Raw genomic sequence first — 19,849 nt, 5'->3', positions numbered from 1 at the left:
TCAACTTACACAAGCAATTTGCGTGTATTTCCACACTTTTTGCTCGCCTAATTGATATTTTTTTGATTATAGGTTCATTTTGTTTAATATTTCAATGTTTAACAGTACAATGATTCAGTTTATCTAATCTTAAGTTAAAATTAAAATAGTTTATAAGGAGAAATTATGATTTTACAAAAAACTTTTAAAAATAATAAACCTACAATTTATTTAATAACAACTCCAATAGGTAATTTAGATGATATTAATAAAAGAAGTTTAGAGACATTACAAGGTGTTGATTTTATATTTTGTGAAGATACTAGAACTAGTAAAGTTTTATTAGATAAATATAATATTTCAAATAATTTAATTTCTTTTCACATGCACAATGAAGATCAAAGAATTAATCAAATAATAGATCTAGTTAATCAAAATAAAAGCTTAGCTATTATAAGTGATGCAGGAGTTCCTATTATAAGTGATCCAGCAGGTTATTTAATCAGTCAATTAAGACAGTTAAATATAAATTGTAATATTACTGCAATTGGAACAGGTTCAGCTTATATTCACGCTTTAATTTGTAGTGGTTTTAATAGTAAAACAAATTATTTTTATGGTTTTATTGAAAATAAAAATAAACAATCAAAAATTAAAGAATTAACTAATTTAATTAATAAATATAATGATACTGTCATTAGTTTTTATGAATCAGTTCACAGAATTAAACAAACTGTTGAATGTTTAAGTGAAATATTAGATCCAAATCATAAAATAGCTATAGCTAGAGAACTAACTAAAATTAATGAAGAAATTATCTATGGATCAATTAGTGAAATTAATAATTATGTTAATTCAGATGAATTTATTAGTAAAGGTGAATTTGTAATTGTAATTGATAAACAGAATCAAAAACTAATAAATAACGATTATTCAGATCAAGAAATTATTAAATTAATTGATGAAGAAATGAATTTAAGTGATATTAAATTAAAAAAAGCTTGTGAAATAATTAGTCAAAAAACAAATAAATCAAAAAATGAGCTATATAACATGTACATTTTAAATAAAACTTCCTAATACATTAATAGGAGGTAAAAATGAAATGAAAGAAATTAAAATAGAAAATACAAAAGAAATTATTGGTGGAGCAGGTATTACTGGTGCTCTTTTAGATGGTGCTGGAAAACTTGTTTCAAGCATCTTTAATGGTTATATTGGTGTTATTGGCACTATTACATCTTCAATTTTATCAATGTTTATTGCTTCAACGAATCCAGTTAAAGCAGAGTATAAGATAGGCAACAATTTAATAAAAGTAGATAACACAAGAAAAGTTGACTATGAAATAGAAAAATTAAAATATGATTCTATGCAATCTCGTTTTCCTGTTTTAGAATTAGGATCAGGTAAAAGCGTACAAAAAGTTGCTATTCCAAATAATTTTGGTGATTATAGTGTTGATTCAATTTTACAATACTCATTTGATGATCAAGGAATTTTTTAGTTTAATTTAGCTTTAACACTTTTTAAAAACCTAAAAATGTAATTAGAAAATAAAACTTACTTAAATTGTAATCATATATTGAAATGATTAATTATATGTAGTAATATCTTTATGTTGAAAAAAAGTTTCAACCGCTCTTTTTGTATGTCTTAAAAGAAGTTAACACTCACATACAAAGGCGAGTCTAGACTGGAGGAAGAAAGATGTTTGCAATCATTAAAACTGGTGGAAAACAAATTAAAGTTGAACCAGGACAAGAAATCTTCATTGAAAAAATCGAAGGTGAAGTTGATGCAAAAGTTGTATTTGATCAAGTATTAATGATCGATGGAACAGTTGGTAACCCAACAATCGCTGGAGCTAAAGTTTCAGGAACTATCGTAAAACAAGGAAAAGGTAAAAAAATCCGTGTTGTAAGATATCATCCAAAGAAAAACGTTAATAAAATTTACGGTCACAGACAACCTTTTACAAAAGTAAAAATCGATGAAATTACTACTAAATAATTATGATAAAAATAGTAATTAAATATAATGATAAAAATATCGAACAATTTAATATAAGTGGTCATGCAAATGCCGGACCTTATGGTCAAGATCTTGTGTGTGCTGCAATTACAGGAATTGTTAGTGGTGCTTTAAATGCACTTGATATTAATTATCGTGACAAGGTGAGGTTGGAAGTTTTAGATAATGAAGTTATTATTCAAGCACTTGACTTAAATGATAAATATCTACAAACTATGTTGAATATGTTAAAAATACAAATTCATACAATAACAACTCAATATCCTAAAAATACACAGTTTAAGGAGGTAAGTTAATATGAATATGCGTTTCTTATTAGGTTTACAGTTCTTTGCTTCTAAAAAAGGAGTAGGGTCAACTAAAAACGGACGTGACTCTGAATCAAAACGTTTAGGTGCTAAAAAATCAGACGGACAATTTACTAACGCTGGTTCAATTATTTTTAGACAAAGAGGAACAAAAATCCACCCAGGTAACAACGTAGGACGTGGTGGAGATGACACTCTATTTGCTTTAACTTCAGGAATCGTTAAATATGAAAGATTCGGAAAAAACCGTACTAGAGTTAGTGTTATAGCTAAAGAAACTAATTAATTTCAAAAGTTCTCAAATATGAGAACTTTTTATTATAATTTTATTTATACAGGAGAAAAACGACATGATGATTGTATTTTTAATATCGCTTTTAGTGATTTGGATTTTGTTTTTCATATTTGTTGTTGTGTTTAGATACCTATTGAATAGAAAAGATCAAAAATTAAAAGAATCAAATAGTGAAATTGATAAAATCTTTATTCAAAATAGAAAAAGCTGAATCATTGACAATAAAACAGTCATTTTAATAAAAGAATACGATTATTATGAAAACTTTAACAGAATTCCATTTTTTGGTGAATATAAAGAAACTAAAAAATTTTTAGAAAATACAAAAGTTCGTTTTACTTCTACTGAAAAACTTATTAATAATTTAAAATCTAGTGAAGATCAATTGTTGTTAAATTTTTTACATTGTGAAAAATTATTATTATTTGCTTTTGATGAACTAAAGTTAGAATACAATAAAGAAAGTATTTTATTCTTATCTAAATACTATAAACAATATTGAACTATTTTTAGAGAATTAATGGTAAATGATTTTGTTGAAAATATTTTAAAAAATGAAATTTCTTGTGCTATTAAAAATATTTCATGTGATGTAGAAGATGAAATTAAAAAGATTAATGATACTTTATTAGAGCAAACTTTAAACTTAATTAAAGAATTAAAAATTGATATTTATCAAGCTAATCTAACAATCAAAAAACGTTCTAAAAAGAAAGTTTTTTCAAAAAAATTTAATATAGTAAATCAATCTTATGCCTTATTAGAAATCAGTACTTTATCAAAAACAAAAGTTATTAAAAAATCTTATAAAAGTATTTTAAAAAGATATAATCCTAACTTTAAACAAGAATATGCTTATAATAAAACAGAAATTAATAAAGTTTATGATTTTATAAACAGACTTAAATCAATTACAAATTAAAATAATATGATATTAAGTTTGTATTTTATAATTAAATATATAGAAAATAGAAAGTTATAAAAAGATGAAAAAAGAGATAACTAATCAATATTCAAGTATTGCTTTAGCGATGATAACGATGTGAAATTCTAAATTTTCAAAAACTATTTATAAAAGAGAAGATGGATTTTCAGTTAATTTCAATCCTATTAAAGCTTTTTCTTGATTAAATCCAACAAATAGAAATTCAAATAAAAAATTAAAAATCAAAGAATACAAAACTCCAACTATTAATTTTTTTACTAATTCATTCGACGGAACTAGAATTGCTGGAAGTATATGATTAAATTCAAAACAATCTGATAAATGAGTTGTTGGTGTTCATGGTTATAATTCTAATAGAGTAGAAGTTTTATATTTATTATGACATTATCGCCAATTAGGTTATAACATCATTACTTTTGATTTTAGAAATCATGGTGTAAGTGAAGGAAAAGTTACTACTTGAGGTTATCAAGAAAAAGGTGATTTAATCACTATTATTAATTGATTAATTCAAAAATATAACGTTTCAACGCTAGGATTAGTTGGAACTAGCATGGGTGCATTTACAATTAATTACTTTTTATTAACTGAACCTAATTTAATTAAAAAAGCAAACATTAAATGAGCGATCTCAGATTCATCTTATATGTCAGTTAAACATTTATTAAAAAAAATGGTTACTAATAATGCTCCTAGGTTTTTACAAGGTTTAGTAAATGATATTTTAAAAGATATTTTAAAAGTTTATAAACAAGAATATCAAGTTAATTTAAGTGATTTAAACTTTAGAGAATTAATTCAAACTTCAAATAAATACATACCAGTTTTATATTTCCACAATAGATATGACAAAGTTACTAATTATTTAGATAGCGTTAGAATGTGTAAGATTAAAAATAACATTGAACAAGCTAATGAAAATAAAGTTATAATTTACGATCAAGGTGTTCATCATACAAAATCAATTATTGAATTTGAAAATGATTACATAGCTAGAAGCTTGAAATTTGTTAGAAGTCATGAAAATAGTGGAAAAAACAATTAAAATAATATAGAATAAAATAAATAAAATTAAAAGACAAGTTTTATAAAATTAACTTTTTCAGAGAGCTAATGTGTGGTGTGAATTAGCAAAGTGTTTTATAAAATATCACTTTTTCTTACCGAAAAAGAACGGCATTTAGCTTAGTAGAATTTCGCGGTGGAACCGTTAATACCAACAGAGATGGATCATAGTATATTTTATGATTTAATTAGGATGGCACCGCGGTTTAATCGCTCCTTACATAGGGCGATTTTTATTTTTAAGAAAGGATTATATTTATGGCTAATAAATTCAAAGATACATTATTAATTGGACAAACTTCTTTTGATATGAGAGCTGGTTTAAAAGATAAAGAACCTGTTTTTGAACAATTCTGAGAAGAAAATAAAATTTATGACAAAAAAATGCAACTAAACAAAGATCTACCTAAATTCGTTTTACACGATGGACCACCATATGCGAATGGAGATCTACACATCGGTCATGCATTAAATAAAACTTTAAAAGATATCATCATTAGATTTAAAAATGCAACAGGTTTTTATGCTCCTTTTATTATGGGATGAGATACTCATGGTTTACCTATTGAAACTGCTGTTACTAAAACTGGTGTTGATCGCAAAAGTATGGATAAAATTGAATTTAGAAAATTATGTGAAAAATATGCTTTAGATCAAGTTAAAAATCAATCAAACCAATTTAAACGTTTAGGTATGTTTACTGATTATGATGTTAAATATGTTACTTTAACTCATGATTTTGAAATGAGCGAATTAAGACTATTTCAAAAAATGTATGAAAAAGGATTAATTTATAAAGCATTAAAACCAATTTACTGATCACCATCAAGTGAATCAGCATTAGCAGATTCTGAAATTGAATATAAAGATGTTAAATCACCAACTGTTTATGTAGCTTGTGATATTGTAAATTCAGATAAATTTGATTCAGATACTAAACTAGTGATTTGAACAACAACACCTTGAACTTTACCTTCAAACCAATTAATCGCAGTTGGAGAAAGTATTAAATATAGTATTGTTAAACCTGAAAATGATGATAGAAAATTTATTATAGCTTCTGAATTAGTTGAAAGAGCAAGACAAGAAATTGGATGAGAAAATGTTAGTGTTTTAGATGAAGTTGAAGGCTCATATTTAGTTGATACACAATACGTTCATCCTTTATATGATCAAAAAATTAGTAAAGTTGTTTTAGGTCATCACGTAACTAGTGAATCTGGAACTGGTATGGTTCATATTGCTGGTGGATTTGGTGAAGACGATTATTTAATTGTAAAACAACACAAAATTGAACCATTTGCTCCAATTAATAATCAAGGTAAATTTACTGAAGAAATTAATCATTTAGATCCTGAATTAGTTGGTATGTTTTATGATGATACAAACAAAATTATCACAACAAGATTAGCAAATAAAAATAACTTATTAAAACTAAAATTTGTAACTCACTCATATCCACATGATTGAAGAACTAAAAAACCAGTTATTTATAGATGTACATTACAATGATTTGTTAATTTAGCACCAGTTAAAGATGAAATTTTAAAAAATGTTAATGAAATTGAAACTCATCCAAAATGAGCAAAAAGACGTCTATATCAAGTTTTAGAAGAAAGAACAGATTGAACTATTTCAAGACAAAGATTATGAGGAGTTCCAATTGTTGCATTTTATGATCAAAATGATAATTTAGTTTTAAATAATGAAATTTTACAATATGCAATTAATAAAATTGATGAATTAGGAACTCATGCTTGATTTAATGATGATGCTGATATTTTCTTACCTGATGAATACAAAAATAAAAACTTGAAAAAAGAAAAAGATATTTTAGATGTTTGATTTGATTCAGGATCAAGTGCAATTGCTATGATTGAAAGATTTAAAGAATTAGATCTACCATTTGATATGTATTTAGAAGGAAACGATCAATACAGAGGATGATTTAACGCATCAATGATTAACTCAACTATTTATATGTCAAAATCTCCTTATAAAAAATTAGTGTCTCACGGTATGACAACTGATGAAAAAGGAAATAAAATGTCTAAGTCATTAGGAAACGGTGTTGATCCAATTCAATTTTCAAATGATTTAGGTGCTGATATTTTAAGATTATGAGTAAGTTCAACTGATTTTACTGATGATCAAAAAATTGGTCCTGAAATTATTAAACAAATTAGTGAATCATATAGAAAAATCCGTAACACAATTAGATTTATTTTAGCTAATTTACATGATTTTGATCCATTAAAAGATTATCAAAATGATTTAGAAGAAGTTGATAAATACAGTTTAGCTAATTTAACTCAATTTAAAGATAAAGCAAATGATTTCTATCAAAACTTACAATTTAACCAAGTTTATAATTTAACAATGAATTATGTGACTAAAAACCTATCATCTTTCTATTTAGATTTCATTAAAGACATTTTATATATTCATGCTAAAGATTCAAAAAGAAGAAGACAAGTTCAAACTGTTTTATATGAACAATTATGATGCTTAATTGATGTTTTACGCCCTATTTTAGTTCATACAATTGAAGAAGCTTACCAATCATTAAACATTTCAGATAAACAATTATCAGTTCACTTATTAAATAATAGAGAACAAAAATTTGATCAAAACCAAGAATTTATTAACAAATGAGAAAGTTTAATGAATTTACGTGATGATGTAAATAAAGCATTAGAAATTGCAAGAGAAAATAAAACAATCAACAAAGGTTTTGAAGCTGTTGTAACAATTAAACTAAATGATGAATTTAAACATTTATCAGATCAAAAAGATCTAGCTCAAATCTTTATTGTAAATTCAATTAATTTTGTTGATCAAACTAATGAAGAATTTATTAGCTGTAATTTAAGTGAAATTAAAGTTGAACAAAAACAAGGTATGAAATGCCAAAGATGTTGACAAATATTTGATAATTTAATTGATGATGAAATTTGTTTAGAATGTGACAAAGTAGTTAAAAGTTTATAGTGGAGAAAATATGATATTTAAAGATAAAATTCTAGAATGAAAAGTTAAACTAAAACAGTATAATTTTGAATGAAAATATAAACTTTTTGTTTGTGTTCCTATTTTAATTTTTCTAATAGCATCTGATCTAATAACTAAAATTATCGTTGCAAACAAATTTAATCTAGGTCAAGAAGCTAAACTAATTCCAGGATTTATAAAACTTAAATATACAATTAATTTAGGTATGGCTTATGGTGGATTAGAAGACAAACAATACTTAGTGATTTCAATAGCAAGTATAATAACTTTCTTATTAATAATCTTTTTCATATTTTTAAATAATAAAAAATGATTAATTGCTTTAGTATTTATTTTATCTGGAAGTTTTGCTAATTTAATTGCTAGATCATGAGCTCCTTTAAATGAAAATTCAAAACCTGGTGGAGTTATTGACTTTTTAATATGAGATATGTCTTGAGTTAAAGCTAGTTATATTTTTAACTTAGCTGATTTATGAGTTAATGTTGGAATTGGAGTTAGTGCTTTAGTTATAGTAATAGAATTTATCCAATTTATTAAAACTAAATTTAAAAAACAAAAAGGTGAAGAAGAATGCAACAAATAATTTTAAATTCTAATGAAATATCAACTAGATTAGATAAACTTTTAGTTGAATTATTATCTGATAGAGATTTTTCTAGATCATATATTCAAAAATTAATTAAAGAAGGTAATGTTATTGTTGGTGATCAAGTAATTAATGCTAATAATTTTGTTGTAAAACCAAATACAGAAATAATTATTAATATCGATGATCCTAAACCAACTGATATTGTTGCTCAAGACATTCCTTTAGATATTGTTTATCAAGATGATGATATTTTAATTATTAATAAACAAAATAATATCGTAGTTCATCCAGGTGCTGGTAATTTTGATAATACTATTGTTAATGCATTACTTGGAAGCGGAGTTGAACTTTCATCAATTAATGGTGAATTAAGACCAGGAATAGTGCATAGAATAGATAAACAAACTACAGGATTATTAATTATCGCTAAAAATGATAAAGCTCATAAAAGACTAACTGAAATGTTAGCAAATCATGAAATTTATAAAGAATATTATGCTTTAGTTTGAGGTGTAATTGCTAAAAATAAAGGTATTATTGATGCTCCTATTGGAAGACATGAAAATGATAGAAAAAAATGGCAGTTACAATTAAAAATTCAAAACATGCTAAAACAAATTTTGAAGTTATCCAACGTTTTGATAACGCAACTTTAGTTAAATGCAATATTGAAACTGGACGAACTCATCAAATCAGAGTACACTTTAACTTTATTAAACACCCGATTTTAAATGATCCGGTTTATGGACGATTAAGTGAAAAAACTACTGATTTTGGACAATATCTTCATGCATACAAACTATCATTTAATCATCCAATCACAAATAAACGAATTGAAGTAATTGCAGAGCTACCTAAAGAATTTAATGATAAAATTAAAGAATTAGGAGGTGTTTAAGATGAATGAAAATAAAAAGATTTTAGAAAATTTCTTTATTAAAAATTACAATGCTAAATTATTAAAATCAAAAGTAAATTCTAATATAAGTTATTTATATAATTCTTCAAATAAATTTCAAATAGTTGTCATTAATTTTGATAAAAGTATTAGTGCTGATAAAGAATTAGATTATGTTGTTCAAAAAATGCAAAAAGCAGTTAATCAACCTGTACAAATTTTTATGATTGTTGTTGATGAAAATGCAAATAATGATCTTGTTGAACAAGAAAATAAAAAGATTTTATATTCATCAATAGAAAATTTAAAAGACAATTTAGAACCATTTTTTGAAAAAAGTAATTTATTAGATTTTAATCAACACCAACAACAAGAAATAAAAGAAGAGTTAAATGAACAAAATAGTTTTGAAGAAAATTTAAAAAGTCTTAATAAGTTTATTCAAAACATTAAATCAAATAAAATTTCATTCTCTTGAATAGTTTTAATTCTTTTAGTTTTACTTCCAGGATCAATTCAACTTTTTGCCCCTTATTTATTAAAAGATTCTCAAATTAGTTCAAATACTCTTTCATTAGTGTTTGGAGCAACTAACTGAAATCTAACAATTTTAGGTGGGCAATGATGAAGGGTCTTTACTTATGGATTTGCTCCTATGCAACAAATTGGATCTCCATTTTTAAATGTTCTTGTTTTAATTATTTTAGGAACAATGTTTTTCAACGCTTCTAAAATGTGTGAAATTTCAATAGGAAAAACTTGATCATTTGCTGTTAGCTCACTTTTAAGTTACTTGGTATTAGGATTATTTGCAAGTTGTGTTTTACCAGCAACTTATACAAGTGGAATTATAAGTACTATCGGAATCTTTTTAGGAATTTTATTAACAGATGCATCAGGTAAAAATACTCCTGTAGCTAAGTTCAGTCAATCTAAAGCTTGAAAATACATTATAATGATAGTTTTATTTTCATTACTATTTGGAAATGGATTAAGTTCATTATTAATCACTGGAGTTGGTATGGTTTTAGGAACTTGTTTTACGGGATTATTAAAAACTCAAGTTAAAGAATGAAAATGAATCGAAATCGTTCAAGTTGGATTAATAATAGCAATTATTACTATTCCAATTGTATTTATAATGATTACAAAATTTACAACAGCTGTTGATGCTAACATTTTAAACACTTTATCTTTTTACATCAAAAATAAATGATTTAGTACAGAATTCGTAAACTCTATTACTAATAAAATCGGATGAGAAGGAATCTTTAATGCCGCTGGTAATTGAATAACAGGATTTTAATATGTCAAAACGTCAAAATTATTTAACATGAAAACAGTACTTTATGTTAATCGCTAAAGCTAGTGCTATGAGAAGTAAAGATCCTACAACTCAAGTTGGAGCTATTGTTGTTAATAAATTAAATCAAATTATGTCAACAGGTTATAATGGTTTTCCAAGAGGAGTTAGTGATGATGAATTTCCATGACAACGCCAAGGTGCTGAATGAATTGATTTAAAATATGCTTATGTTGCTCATGCTGAAGTTAATGCAATTGTAAGTGCGAGAACTAATTTAACTGATTGTGATTTATATGTTACTTTATTTCCTTGTAATGAATGTACAAAAATAATTATTCAAGCAGGAATTAAAAAAGTATATTATTCTTTAGATAAATATCACGATCAAAAAGAATATGTTGCTGCAAGAAGAATGCTTGATGCAGCTAAAATAGAATATGAACAATTACCAGATATTGAATTAGAAGTTAAAATAAATTAAAAATCAGGAGATTACCTGATTTTTATTTACCAATAATATTTCTATATTATAATATCTATGTAATTAAAGCTTTTAACAATCAACAGATTGTTTTTATTTTACTAATAGAATGTGGTGAATTAATGAAAATAGGAATAGATATTATTGAAAATAAAAGAATTAAGTTAAACGATAATTTTATTTGTAAAATATTATCTGAAAATGAAATTAAAATATTTAAAACTAAAACTAAAGTTGAACAAAGAGAATTTTTATCAGGACGTTGAGCTGTTAAAGAAGCTATTATAAAAAGTTTAGATGATCCTATTAGTATGAATAAAATAGATATAAATTATATAAATTCAAAACCTATTATTTTAAACAAAGAATTAAAAAATATATCTATATCAATTTCTCATGAAAAAAAATATTCAGTAGGAATGGCGGTAAGAGTTGATGATTAAATTAATATGAGCACAAACTAAAAATGGAGTTATTGGAAACAATAATTCTTTACCTTGAGATATTAAAGAAGAAATGCAACATTTCAGAAGAACTACAACAAAAAAAGATTTAGTAATGGGTAGAAAAACATTTGCTTCTTTAAACTATAAACCTTTAAAAAATCGTTTAAATTATGTTCTTACAAATAATGTTGATAAATATAAAGATTTAGAAAAAGAATATGATAATTTGATTATTATAAATAGCGTTGATCCTATAATTGAAAAATATGCTAAAAATCAAGAAAATGAAATATTTGTAATTGGTGGTAAAATTATTTATGAATTATTTTTAGATTCAGCAGATGAAATAATTAGATCAATTATTAAAAAAGATTATCAAGGTGATACTTTTATGTGTGATCTTGATGTGAATAAATTTGATAAAATCTCTCAAGAAGATTATGAAGAATTTTATATAGAAAGATGAGTTAGAAAATAATGCAAGAAACTAAAAAAACTACTAAAAGCACTTCAACAAAAGCTAAATCAACAACTAAAAAAGCTAGTTCAACTAAAACTAGTGCTAAAAAAGCATCAACAAAATCTACAGCAAAAAAAACTAGTTCAACTTCTAAAAGTTCAGCTAAAGTCAAAACAAGTGCAACCAAAAAACCTGTAACTAAAAAAACAACTACAACAAAATCAACAACTAAAAAAGTAGTTAAATCAGCTCCTAAAAAAGTTGATCAAGTTATTGAAACTAAAGTTGAAACAACAACTAATGTTGTTGAAAATCAACAAACTTCACCTGTTGTGGTAAAAGAAAAGAAAAAAGATCATTTACATTTAAATAAATGAAAAATGCTTTACATGTGAGCACCTTTATTAAATATAAAAAGAAAAGCTTCAAAAATTGTTAGAAAAAATAGAAAATACCCTGACACTTATACTGAAGAATATTGCTACACATGAGTTAAAAAAGCAGTAAACAAATTATTATATGTTTTAGATGTTGATATAAAAGTTGAAGGAATTGAAAACTGATTAGATAAAGGTGTTGTTTTAGCAGTTAACCATCAATCAAATATTGATCCTGCAATTTTAATTGCAATTAATGATTTTTCAAAACAACAACCATTAGCTTTTATTGCAAAACAAGAATTATGAACTGATAAAAAATTCAAAAACTTTGTAAGATTAATTGATTGTATTCCTTTAGATAGAAACAGTCCTAGAAGTGCATTAGAAGCATTTAAAGAAGCTAGAGAATTAGTTGTAGATTACAAAAGATCATTAGTAATTTTCCCTGAAGGAACAAGAAGTCAATCTCAAGAAATGAATGAATTCCACCCTGCTTCATTAAAAGTTGCTCAAATGGCACATGCACCAATTATTCCTGTTTCAATTATCAACTCTTATCAAGTATTTGCAGAAAATAGACCAAAAAGAGTTGAGATTAAAGTTGTTTTTGGAAAACCTATTTTACCTTCAAAACATATTTCATTAAAAACTGAAGATCTAACTAGATTTGTTCAAAAAACTGTTCAAGAAAATTTAAATAAATGAGAACACGAAAAAATGAAATATGCTTTAAAAAAATTAACTAAAAAAAACATTAAACAACTTAAAGAAGAAGAATTAGAAAAACAGAAAAAAGCTAAAAAAACTAAGAAAAAATCAGTTAAAGATATCTTTAAAATAGTAGATTAATTATTAAACTAAACAATTTTGTTTAGTTTTTTATTTTTGTAATTGTAATTAAATTATTATTTCACTTAATGTTGTATGGGATCAAGCAAACTTACAAAAACTAGTTTTTTTATTTACAATATATTTGTAAGGGAGAAATCATATGAAAGAAATTAAAACAGATATTTGTATAATTGGTGGAGGAATTATCGGAGCTGCTATTAGTAGAGAACTTGCCAAGTATAATAAAAAAATAGTTGTATTAGAACAAAACCCTAGACTTGCTTTAGAAACTAGTGGTCATAACTCTGGACTTGTTCATGGTGGATTCGATCCTCGTCCTGAAACTTTAAATGCTAAACTAAATATTTTAGGTAAAAAACGTTATGAAGATTGAATTAGAGAAATGGATTTTCCTTATTTAAGAATCAATTCAACTGTTGTTGCTTTTAATGAAGAAGAAATGAAACATGTTCGCATGTTATATGAACGTGGATTAATTAACGGACTAGATCCTAGTGAATTAGAAATAATTGATGCTGAAGAACTACACAAACGTGAACCAAATGTAAGTAAAAATACAATTGGAGCTTTAGTATGTAATTCTTCTATTGCAATCGATCCTGTTGTTTTAACTAAAACTTTAATGAGAAATGCTATTAAAAATGGTGTTGATCTAAAAGTTAATTCAAAAGTTTTAGATATTAAAAAAGAAAATGATCTTTTCAAAATAACTACAAGTAAAGATGAAGTAATCACAGCTAAAGTTGTCGTTAATGCTGCTGGACATTATGCTGATGTAATGTCTAAATTAGCAGGATATGATGAATTTAATTTAGTAACAAGACGTGGTGAATATAGAATTTTAGATAAATCTCAAGCTGGTATTGTAAATTCAGTTATATTCATGGTTCCAACAATTCATGGAAAAGGAGTAATCGTAGCTCCTATGTTAGATGGTAGAACAATGGTAGGACCAACTGCTGAAGATAATGTTGCAAAAGAAGACACTTTATTAGTAACTCCTGAAATGTATGACAAAATAGGAGCAATTGGACAACAATTAATTCCAAATGTAGATATGACAAAAACTTGTACAGTTTATGCTGGATCACGTCCTATTGAACCTACAACAAATGATTTTTGAATTAAACCTGCAAAAGATGATAAATCATTTATCAACGTAGCAGGAACAAAATCACCAGCTATTTCAAGCTGTCCAGCAATCGCTGATATGGTATGTGACTTAGTAAAAGACGCATTTACTGATCTTGAAGTTAGAGCAGACTGAAATCCAAAAGAAGAAGCAATTCTTCCATGAAACTAATAGGAGGAAACAACATGGAAAAATACATATTAACATTAGATGAAGGAACAACAAGTGCCAGATCTTTAATAACTAATAAAAAAGGTGAAATTATAGCTGTTGAACAAGCCAAATTTACTCAATACTTTCCAAAAGAAGGATGAGTAGAACATGATGCTGTTGAAATTTGAAATACTCAACGTTCAACATTAATTCAAGTTTTAAATAAATCAAATATTTCACCAGAACAAATTGAAGCTATCGGTATCACTAACCAACGTGAAACTGTTGTAGTTTGAAATAAAGAAACTGGTTTACCAATTTATAATGCAATTGTTTGACAAGATCAAAGAACTGCTGACTATTGTCAAACATTTAATCAAAAAGATGTTGATATGGTAAAAGAAAGATCAGGTTTAATTATTAATCCTTACTTTTCTGCAACTAAAGTAAAATGAATTTTAGATAATGTTGAAAATGCTAGAAAATTAGCTAAAGAAGGAAAATTAATGTTCGGAACAATCAACACTTGATTAATTTACAGATTAACAGGTGGAGAAATATTTGTAACTGATCATACAAATGCTCAAAGAACATTACTATATAACATTCACACTAATACATGAGATGATGAATTATTAAAATTATTTGATATTCCAAAGAACATACTTCCAGAAATTAAATCAACAAGTGAAGTTTACGGATTAACATTCAAGGGATTATTCTCAAAAGGTGATCAACATCAAATTAAAATTGCTTCATCAATTGGAGATCAACAATCGGCGTTATTCGGTCAATTATGTGTTGAAAAAGGTCAAGTAAAAGTAACTTATGGAACAGGATGTTTCATTCTAACTAACACAGGTGATGAAATAGTTAAATCAAATCATGGACTATTAACAACTGTTGCATATTCATTTAAAGATAAAGTGTATTACGCACTAGAAGGTTCAGTAATGATTGCTGGAGCTGCTGTTCAATGATTAAGAGACAACTTAAAAATTATCTACAATGCTATTGAAACTGAATGATATGCAGGTCAAGTAAAAGATGATAGAAGAGTTTATGTTGTACCATCATTTACCGGATTAGGATCACCATATTGAGATTCATACTCACGTGGAGCTATTTTTGGATTAGATAGAGGAACAAAACGTGAACACATTGTAAGAGCAACATTAGAAGCCATTGCTTATCAAGCAAATGACGTTGTTGAAGCAATGGGAAAAGATATGAAAAAACCTATTGAAATCTTTAAAGTTGACGGTGGAGCTGCAAATAATAAATTTATGATGCAATTCCAATCAAACATTAGTCAATCAAAAGTAATTAAACCAACTAATGTTGAAACAACAGCTATGGGAGCGGCATTTATGGCAGGATTAGCTGTAGGTTACTGAAAAGATATCGAAGAAATTAAACAAACTTATAAAGTCGATTTTGAATTAACACCAGAAATTAGTAAACAAGAAGTTGAAAAACTAATTAAAGGTTGAAAAGTTGCTGTTCAAAGAACATTTAGTTGAACAACAGATATTGAATAGGAGATAGTTATATGACATCACAAAGCGTTATATTAACAGAGTTATTTGGTACAATGCTTTTAATTATTTTAGGTAATGGTATTGTAGCTAACGTTGTTTTAAAAGGTACAAAAGGTCAAAATGCAGGTTGAATTTCAATTACTGCAGGATGAGGATTTGCTGTGTTTGTAGCAGCTATGATTTCAAGTGCTCTTGGAGGAGTTGCTCATTTAAATCCAGCAGTAACAATTATGAGTGCAATTTCATCAAAAAGTTGAGGATTTGTAGATGTTAAGTCAGGATTAAATGGAGCAGGATTATTCTTTGTAGTTCTAATTGTTCAATTAATTGGAGCTATGTTAGGACAAATTGTTGTTGATGTTCTACACTTAAACCACATTAAATTAACAAAACAAGATGAAGATTTCCAAACTAGATTTTTAGCAATCCACTCAACTGGTGCTACTCAAAAATCAATTTCACTAAACTTCTTAATGGAATTTGTTGGAACTGCAGTATTATTATTTGCAATTATTGGAGTAGGAAAAACTGCATTTAGCTCATATGGTCCACTAGCAGTAGGATTAGCAGTATTTTCAATAGGTCTATCTCTTGGAGGAACAACTGGATATGCTATTAACCCAGCTCGTGATTTAGGACCAAGAATCGTTCATGCATTATTACCATGTAAAGAAAAAGGAAGTTCAGATTGAAAATACTCATGAATTCCAGTAGCAGGACCAATTTCAGCAGCTGTTGTTGTTGGACTAATTGGTATGACCTTATAAAAATAATGATAATAAAAAGATTGGTAATTATTACCAATCTTTTTTGTTTTTAATTATTAATTATCACTTGGTTCATATAAAGCGATATATGGTAGATTTCTGTAATTTTCATCACAATCAAAACCATAACCAACAATATAATAATCACCAATTTCAAAACAATTTCAATCAGGAACAAAATCAATGGTATGATAATCAGGTTTATCAATTAATGTTACAACTTTAACACTATTTGCCCCTTTATATAAAATGTTTTCTTTAACTTTATTTAAAGTTAATCCAGTATCAGCCATATCTTCAACAATTAAAACATCTCTACCAGATAGATCTAAACTACAATCTAATCTAACTTTAATTGCTCCAGTTGATTTTGTTCCATTATATGATGAAACTGCCATAAAATCCATTTGAATAGGTAAATCTAAGTTTAAAACAAATTCTGTATTAAAAATAGCACAACCTTTTAATAAACCAACTGTTACTAACGGACCATTAACAGGAGGATTATCTATATAATATTGTTTAACTTCATCAGCAACTTGTTTAATACGTTGTTCGATTTGTTCTTTTGTAAAAAGTACCTTTTTAATATTTTTTAAATAATTATTCATCTATTGTTTCCTATCATTTTCAATCTTTTAGTTTATCAGTATCACAAATAGCAACATAAGGTAAATTTCTAATTTTTTCTTGATAATCTAAACCATAACCAATTACAAATTCAGGTTCAATTGTAAAGCATGCTCAATCTGCTTGAATGTCAGCAGTTCTTCTACTTGGTTTATCTAACATAGTTAAAATTTTTACACTTCTTGCTCCACTGTCTAATAAGTAGTCATAAACATATTTTAAAGTTGCACCTGTATCAATAATATCTTCAACAATTAAAACATCTCGATCTCTAACATCAGTTTGTAAATCTAAAAGAATTTTTGGTTCTGTTTTTGCCATAGTAGTTCCTTTATATGATGAAACTACCATAAATTCCATTTCCATTGTTAAATCACAATTCATGCAAAAATTAGTAAAAAATGGCACACAACCTTTTAATAATCCAAGCACAAGTAATGAATTATCCACCATATTTTTGTCTGAATAATATTTTTCAATTTCTTTAGCGACTTCTTTTGTTCTTGATTCAATTTCTTCTTTTGTAAATAATATTTTTTTAACTAGTGGATGTATTTTTTGCATAATATTTTATTCTCCTTATTTATTTGTGTTTAAATACATTTCTAATATTAATTGAGCAGCTAAACCATCTTTGTTTTGTTTTTGTTTTTTTCTTGTTAGTCCAGCTTCAATCATGATATTTTTAGCCATGATTGTAGTTCTTCTTTCATCAATTCTAATGATCTGATCTTCTGAATAATTTGGATAAGTTTTTAAAAATAATTCTATTACATAATCAACCATTTCTGCACGTTCTCCAATAGTATTATTCATATTTTTTGGATATCCAAAAACAATAACTTCTGGAGTATATTCATCTAAAAATGGTTTTAATTTATCAACTGCTTGTTGGAATTCTCACTCATCGAATCTAATAGTAGATAAAGGACTTGCAATAATTCCTTTACTATAAGCTAATCCGATAGTTTTTGATCCAACATCTAATGCTATAACATTTTTCATAATTTACTGAAATTTATTATCCTTTTAATGTTTATGAAATGATAATATCACAATTTTATTTTTTTGTAACACCAAAACCAGTTTAAAAAAACACAAGAATAAATCTTGTGTTTAAGTTTTATAAAAATTAATTATTTTTTAAGATTGTAGAAAGTTTTTAAACCATCATAAACTGCATTTTTGTCTAATTCAGATTCAATTTGTAATAATCTGTTGTATTTAGCGATTCTATCACTTCTTGACATTGATCCAGTTTTGATTTGTCCTGTGTTGAATGCAACAGCTAAATCAGCGATTGTTGTATCTTCAGTTTCTCCTGAACGGTGTGATACAACTGCAGTTCATCCAGCTTTTTGAGTCATTGTGATTGCTTCAACAGTTTCTGATAATGTACCAATTTGGTTTAATTTAATTAATGTTGAGTTTGCAGCATTTTTTTCAATTCCTTGTTGAATGAATTTTGGATTTGTTGTAAATAAGTCATCTCCAACGATTTGAACTTTATCTCCAATTTTAGCAGTTAATTTATTAAATCCTTCTCAGTCAGTTTCAGCTAATCCATCTTCAATAGAAATAATTGGGTATTTGTTTACTAATTGTTCTAAATAAGCGATCATTTCATCAGTTGATAATGCTCACTCTTGTCCAGTAACTTCTTCAATTTTTTTGAAGTGGTATTTTTTATCTTCTAAGTATAATTCTGATGAAGCACAATCCATTGCGATCATGATTCCGTCTTTTCCTGCTTTGTATCCTGCTTTTTCAATAGCTTCAACTAATAAGTCTAAAGCGATTTCAGCTGGAGTTTTAGCTTTAAATGATGCTAAATCATTATTTTCATATGCTCAGTTAAAGTTTGGTGCAAATCCACCTTCATCTCCAACAGCAGTAATATCATTTTTAGCTTTTAATAATGATTTTAAAGCTTGGAAAGTTTCTGAAGATCATCTTAAAGCTTCAGTGAAAGTTGGTGCTCCAACTGGCATAATCATAAATTCTTGAAAATCAATAGCTGAATCAGCGTGAGCCCCTCCGTTAATAACGTTTAACATTGGAACAGGTAATCTACGAGCTTGAACTCCACCTAAGTATTTGTATAATGGTATATCTAATTCACTAGCAGCAGCTTTAGCAACAGCTAATGAAACAGCTAACATACCGTTTGCTCCTAATTTAGTTTTGAATTCAGTTCCATCTAATTCGATCATAACTCTATCAATTGTTAATTGATCTTGAGCTTCTAATCCAACTAAAGCTGGTGCAATAATATCATTAACATTTTTAACTGCTTTTAAAACACCTTTACCATTGTAACGAGATTTATCCCCATCTCTTAATTCTAAAGCTTCATTAATTCCTGTTGAAGCTCCACTAGGTGCTTTAGCACAACCATATCCACCAAATTCTGTTCAAACTTCTGCTTCAACTGTTGGTGTTCCACGTGAGTCTAAAATTTCACGAGCAACAATTTTTTCAATTCTTGACATAAATTAAATTCCTTTCATAAAAAATATCTAAACATACATACTATATTATATTATTTTGATTTGTTAATTCAATGATTTTA

At 26.5% G+C, this 19,849-nt stretch carries 21 protein-coding genes, 1 pseudogene and 2 other annotated features; of the genes and pseudogenes, 18 read left to right on the top strand and 4 right to left on the bottom strand.

The genetic code is table 4. The features are described 5' to 3' along the window. The first annotated feature begins 165 nt into the window (after positions 1 to 165). The 18 genes and pseudogenes from rsmI (at position 166) to MYE_RS02470 (ending at position 16,647) form a co-directional block, all read left to right on the top strand. Positions 166 to 1,059: a 16S rRNA (cytidine(1402)-2'-O)-methyltransferase gene (gene rsmI / locus MYE_RS02555; RefSeq protein ID WP_042733402.1), complete on the top strand. Its 894-nt coding sequence runs from the start codon at positions 166 to 168 to the stop codon at positions 1,057 to 1,059. Positions 1,060 to 1,084: 25 nt separating this feature from the next. After that, positions 1,085 to 1,486, top strand: coding sequence for a hypothetical protein (locus MYE_RS02550; RefSeq protein ID WP_042733401.1), 402 nt, complete (start codon positions 1,085 to 1,087; stop codon positions 1,484 to 1,486). 119 nt (positions 1,487 to 1,605) lie between these two features. Beyond that, positions 1,606 to 1,682: a sequence feature (ribosomal protein L21 leader region), on the top strand. 7 nt (positions 1,683 to 1,689) lie between these two features. Further along, the gene (gene rplU / locus MYE_RS02545) at positions 1,690 to 1,992 is read left to right on the top strand and encodes a 50S ribosomal protein L21 (RefSeq protein WP_004429818.1); all 303 of its coding nucleotides are present in this window, start codon (positions 1,690 to 1,692) and stop codon (positions 1,990 to 1,992) included. 2 nt (positions 1,993 to 1,994) lie between these two features. After that, complete coding sequence (locus MYE_RS02540) at positions 1,995 to 2,309, top strand: ribosomal-processing cysteine protease Prp (protein ID WP_042733400.1); 315 nt, start codon at positions 1,995 to 1,997, stop codon at positions 2,307 to 2,309. A gap of 7 nt (positions 2,310 to 2,316) precedes the next feature. Continuing rightward, positions 2,317 to 2,607 (top strand): 50S ribosomal protein L27, encoded by a 291-nt coding sequence (rpmA, locus tag MYE_RS02535; protein WP_004429822.1) that lies wholly within the window; start codon positions 2,317 to 2,319, stop codon positions 2,605 to 2,607. 142 nt (positions 2,608 to 2,749) lie between these two features. Next, complete coding sequence (locus MYE_RS02530; RefSeq protein WP_144402415.1) at positions 2,750 to 3,538, top strand: hypothetical protein; 789 nt, start codon at positions 2,750 to 2,752, stop codon at positions 3,536 to 3,538. A gap of 76 nt (positions 3,539 to 3,614) precedes the next feature. Beyond that, positions 3,615 to 4,607: an alpha/beta hydrolase gene (locus tag MYE_RS02525; protein ID WP_168222651.1), complete on the top strand. Its 993-nt coding sequence runs from the start codon at positions 3,615 to 3,617 to the stop codon at positions 4,605 to 4,607. A 16-nt stretch (positions 4,608 to 4,623) separates the two neighbouring features. Continuing rightward, positions 4,624 to 4,848, top strand: a binding site (T-box leader). A gap of 37 nt (positions 4,849 to 4,885) precedes the next feature. After that, positions 4,886 to 7,618: an isoleucine--tRNA ligase gene (gene ileS, locus MYE_RS02520; protein ID WP_042733397.1), complete on the top strand. Its 2,733-nt coding sequence runs from the start codon at positions 4,886 to 4,888 to the stop codon at positions 7,616 to 7,618. Positions 7,619 to 7,628: 10 nt separating this feature from the next. Then, complete coding sequence (locus MYE_RS02515) at positions 7,629 to 8,225, top strand: signal peptidase II (protein ID WP_042733396.1); 597 nt, start codon at positions 7,629 to 7,631, stop codon at positions 8,223 to 8,225. Next, positions 8,213 to 9,129, top strand: a pseudogene (locus MYE_RS02510) (RluA family pseudouridine synthase). Before MYE_RS02515 ends, MYE_RS02510 begins: the two are co-directional and overlap by 13 nt. Position 9,130: 1 nt before the next feature. Next, entirely contained in the window at positions 9,131 to 10,435 is a 1,305-nt protein-coding gene (locus MYE_RS02505) for a membrane protein (protein ID WP_042733395.1), read from the top strand. A 1-nt stretch (position 10,436) separates the two neighbouring features. After that, positions 10,437 to 10,916 (top strand): deoxycytidylate deaminase, encoded by a 480-nt coding sequence (locus MYE_RS02500; protein ID WP_042733394.1) that lies wholly within the window; start codon positions 10,437 to 10,439, stop codon positions 10,914 to 10,916. A gap of 122 nt (positions 10,917 to 11,038) precedes the next feature. Continuing rightward, positions 11,039 to 11,359 (top strand): holo-ACP synthase, encoded by a 321-nt coding sequence (locus tag MYE_RS02495; RefSeq protein ID WP_042733393.1) that lies wholly within the window; start codon positions 11,039 to 11,041, stop codon positions 11,357 to 11,359. After that, entirely contained in the window at positions 11,352 to 11,840 is a 489-nt protein-coding gene (locus MYE_RS02490) for a dihydrofolate reductase (protein WP_042733392.1), read from the top strand. Before MYE_RS02495 ends, MYE_RS02490 begins: the two co-directional genes overlap by 8 nt. Before the next feature lie 314 nt (positions 11,841 to 12,154). Further along, positions 12,155 to 13,051, top strand: coding sequence for a lysophospholipid acyltransferase family protein (locus MYE_RS02485; protein ID WP_144402425.1), 897 nt, complete (start codon positions 12,155 to 12,157; stop codon positions 13,049 to 13,051). 142 nt (positions 13,052 to 13,193) lie between these two features. Then, complete coding sequence (gene glpO / locus MYE_RS02480) at positions 13,194 to 14,357, top strand: type 2 glycerol-3-phosphate oxidase (protein ID WP_042733391.1); 1,164 nt, start codon at positions 13,194 to 13,196, stop codon at positions 14,355 to 14,357. 14 nt (positions 14,358 to 14,371) lie between these two features. Beyond that, positions 14,372 to 15,880 (top strand): glycerol kinase GlpK, encoded by a 1,509-nt coding sequence (gene glpK / locus MYE_RS02475; protein ID WP_042733652.1) that lies wholly within the window; start codon positions 14,372 to 14,374, stop codon positions 15,878 to 15,880. An 11-nt stretch (positions 15,881 to 15,891) separates the two neighbouring features. Next, positions 15,892 to 16,647, top strand: a complete 756-nt coding sequence (locus MYE_RS02470) for an MIP/aquaporin family protein (protein ID WP_042733390.1) — start codon at positions 15,892 to 15,894, stop codon at positions 16,645 to 16,647. Between the two features lie 56 nt (positions 16,648 to 16,703). Here MYE_RS02470 and hpt (MYE_RS02465) read toward each other — a convergent pair whose 3' ends face one another. From hpt (MYE_RS02465) to eno, 4 genes are all read right to left on the bottom strand, one after another. Beyond that, positions 16,704 to 17,258: a hypoxanthine phosphoribosyltransferase gene (gene hpt, locus MYE_RS02465; RefSeq protein ID WP_042733389.1), complete on the bottom strand. Its 555-nt coding sequence runs from the start codon at positions 17,256 to 17,258 to the stop codon at positions 16,704 to 16,706. A gap of 10 nt (positions 17,259 to 17,268) precedes the next feature. After that, on the bottom strand, positions 17,269 to 17,841 hold the full coding sequence (gene hpt / locus MYE_RS02460) for a hypoxanthine phosphoribosyltransferase (protein ID WP_042733388.1): 573 nt from the start codon (positions 17,839 to 17,841) through the stop codon (positions 17,269 to 17,271). Between the two features lie 15 nt (positions 17,842 to 17,856). Next, on the bottom strand, positions 17,857 to 18,282 hold the full coding sequence (ruvX, locus tag MYE_RS02455; RefSeq protein ID WP_042733387.1) for a Holliday junction resolvase RuvX: 426 nt from the start codon (positions 18,280 to 18,282) through the stop codon (positions 17,857 to 17,859). A gap of 131 nt (positions 18,283 to 18,413) precedes the next feature. Continuing rightward, positions 18,414 to 19,769, bottom strand: coding sequence for a phosphopyruvate hydratase (gene eno / locus MYE_RS02450; protein ID WP_042733386.1), 1,356 nt, complete (start codon positions 19,767 to 19,769; stop codon positions 18,414 to 18,416). Between the last annotated feature and the right edge of the window lie 80 nt (positions 19,770 to 19,849).

It is taken from the genome of Mycoplasma yeatsii GM274B, assembly GCF_000875755.1.
Lineage (GTDB): Bacteria > Bacillota_I > Bacilli_A > Mycoplasmatales > Mycoplasmataceae > Mycoplasma > Mycoplasma yeatsii.
The sequence above is the reverse complement of the archived record's forward strand: the minus strand, read 5'-3'. Positions and strand labels throughout refer to the sequence as shown.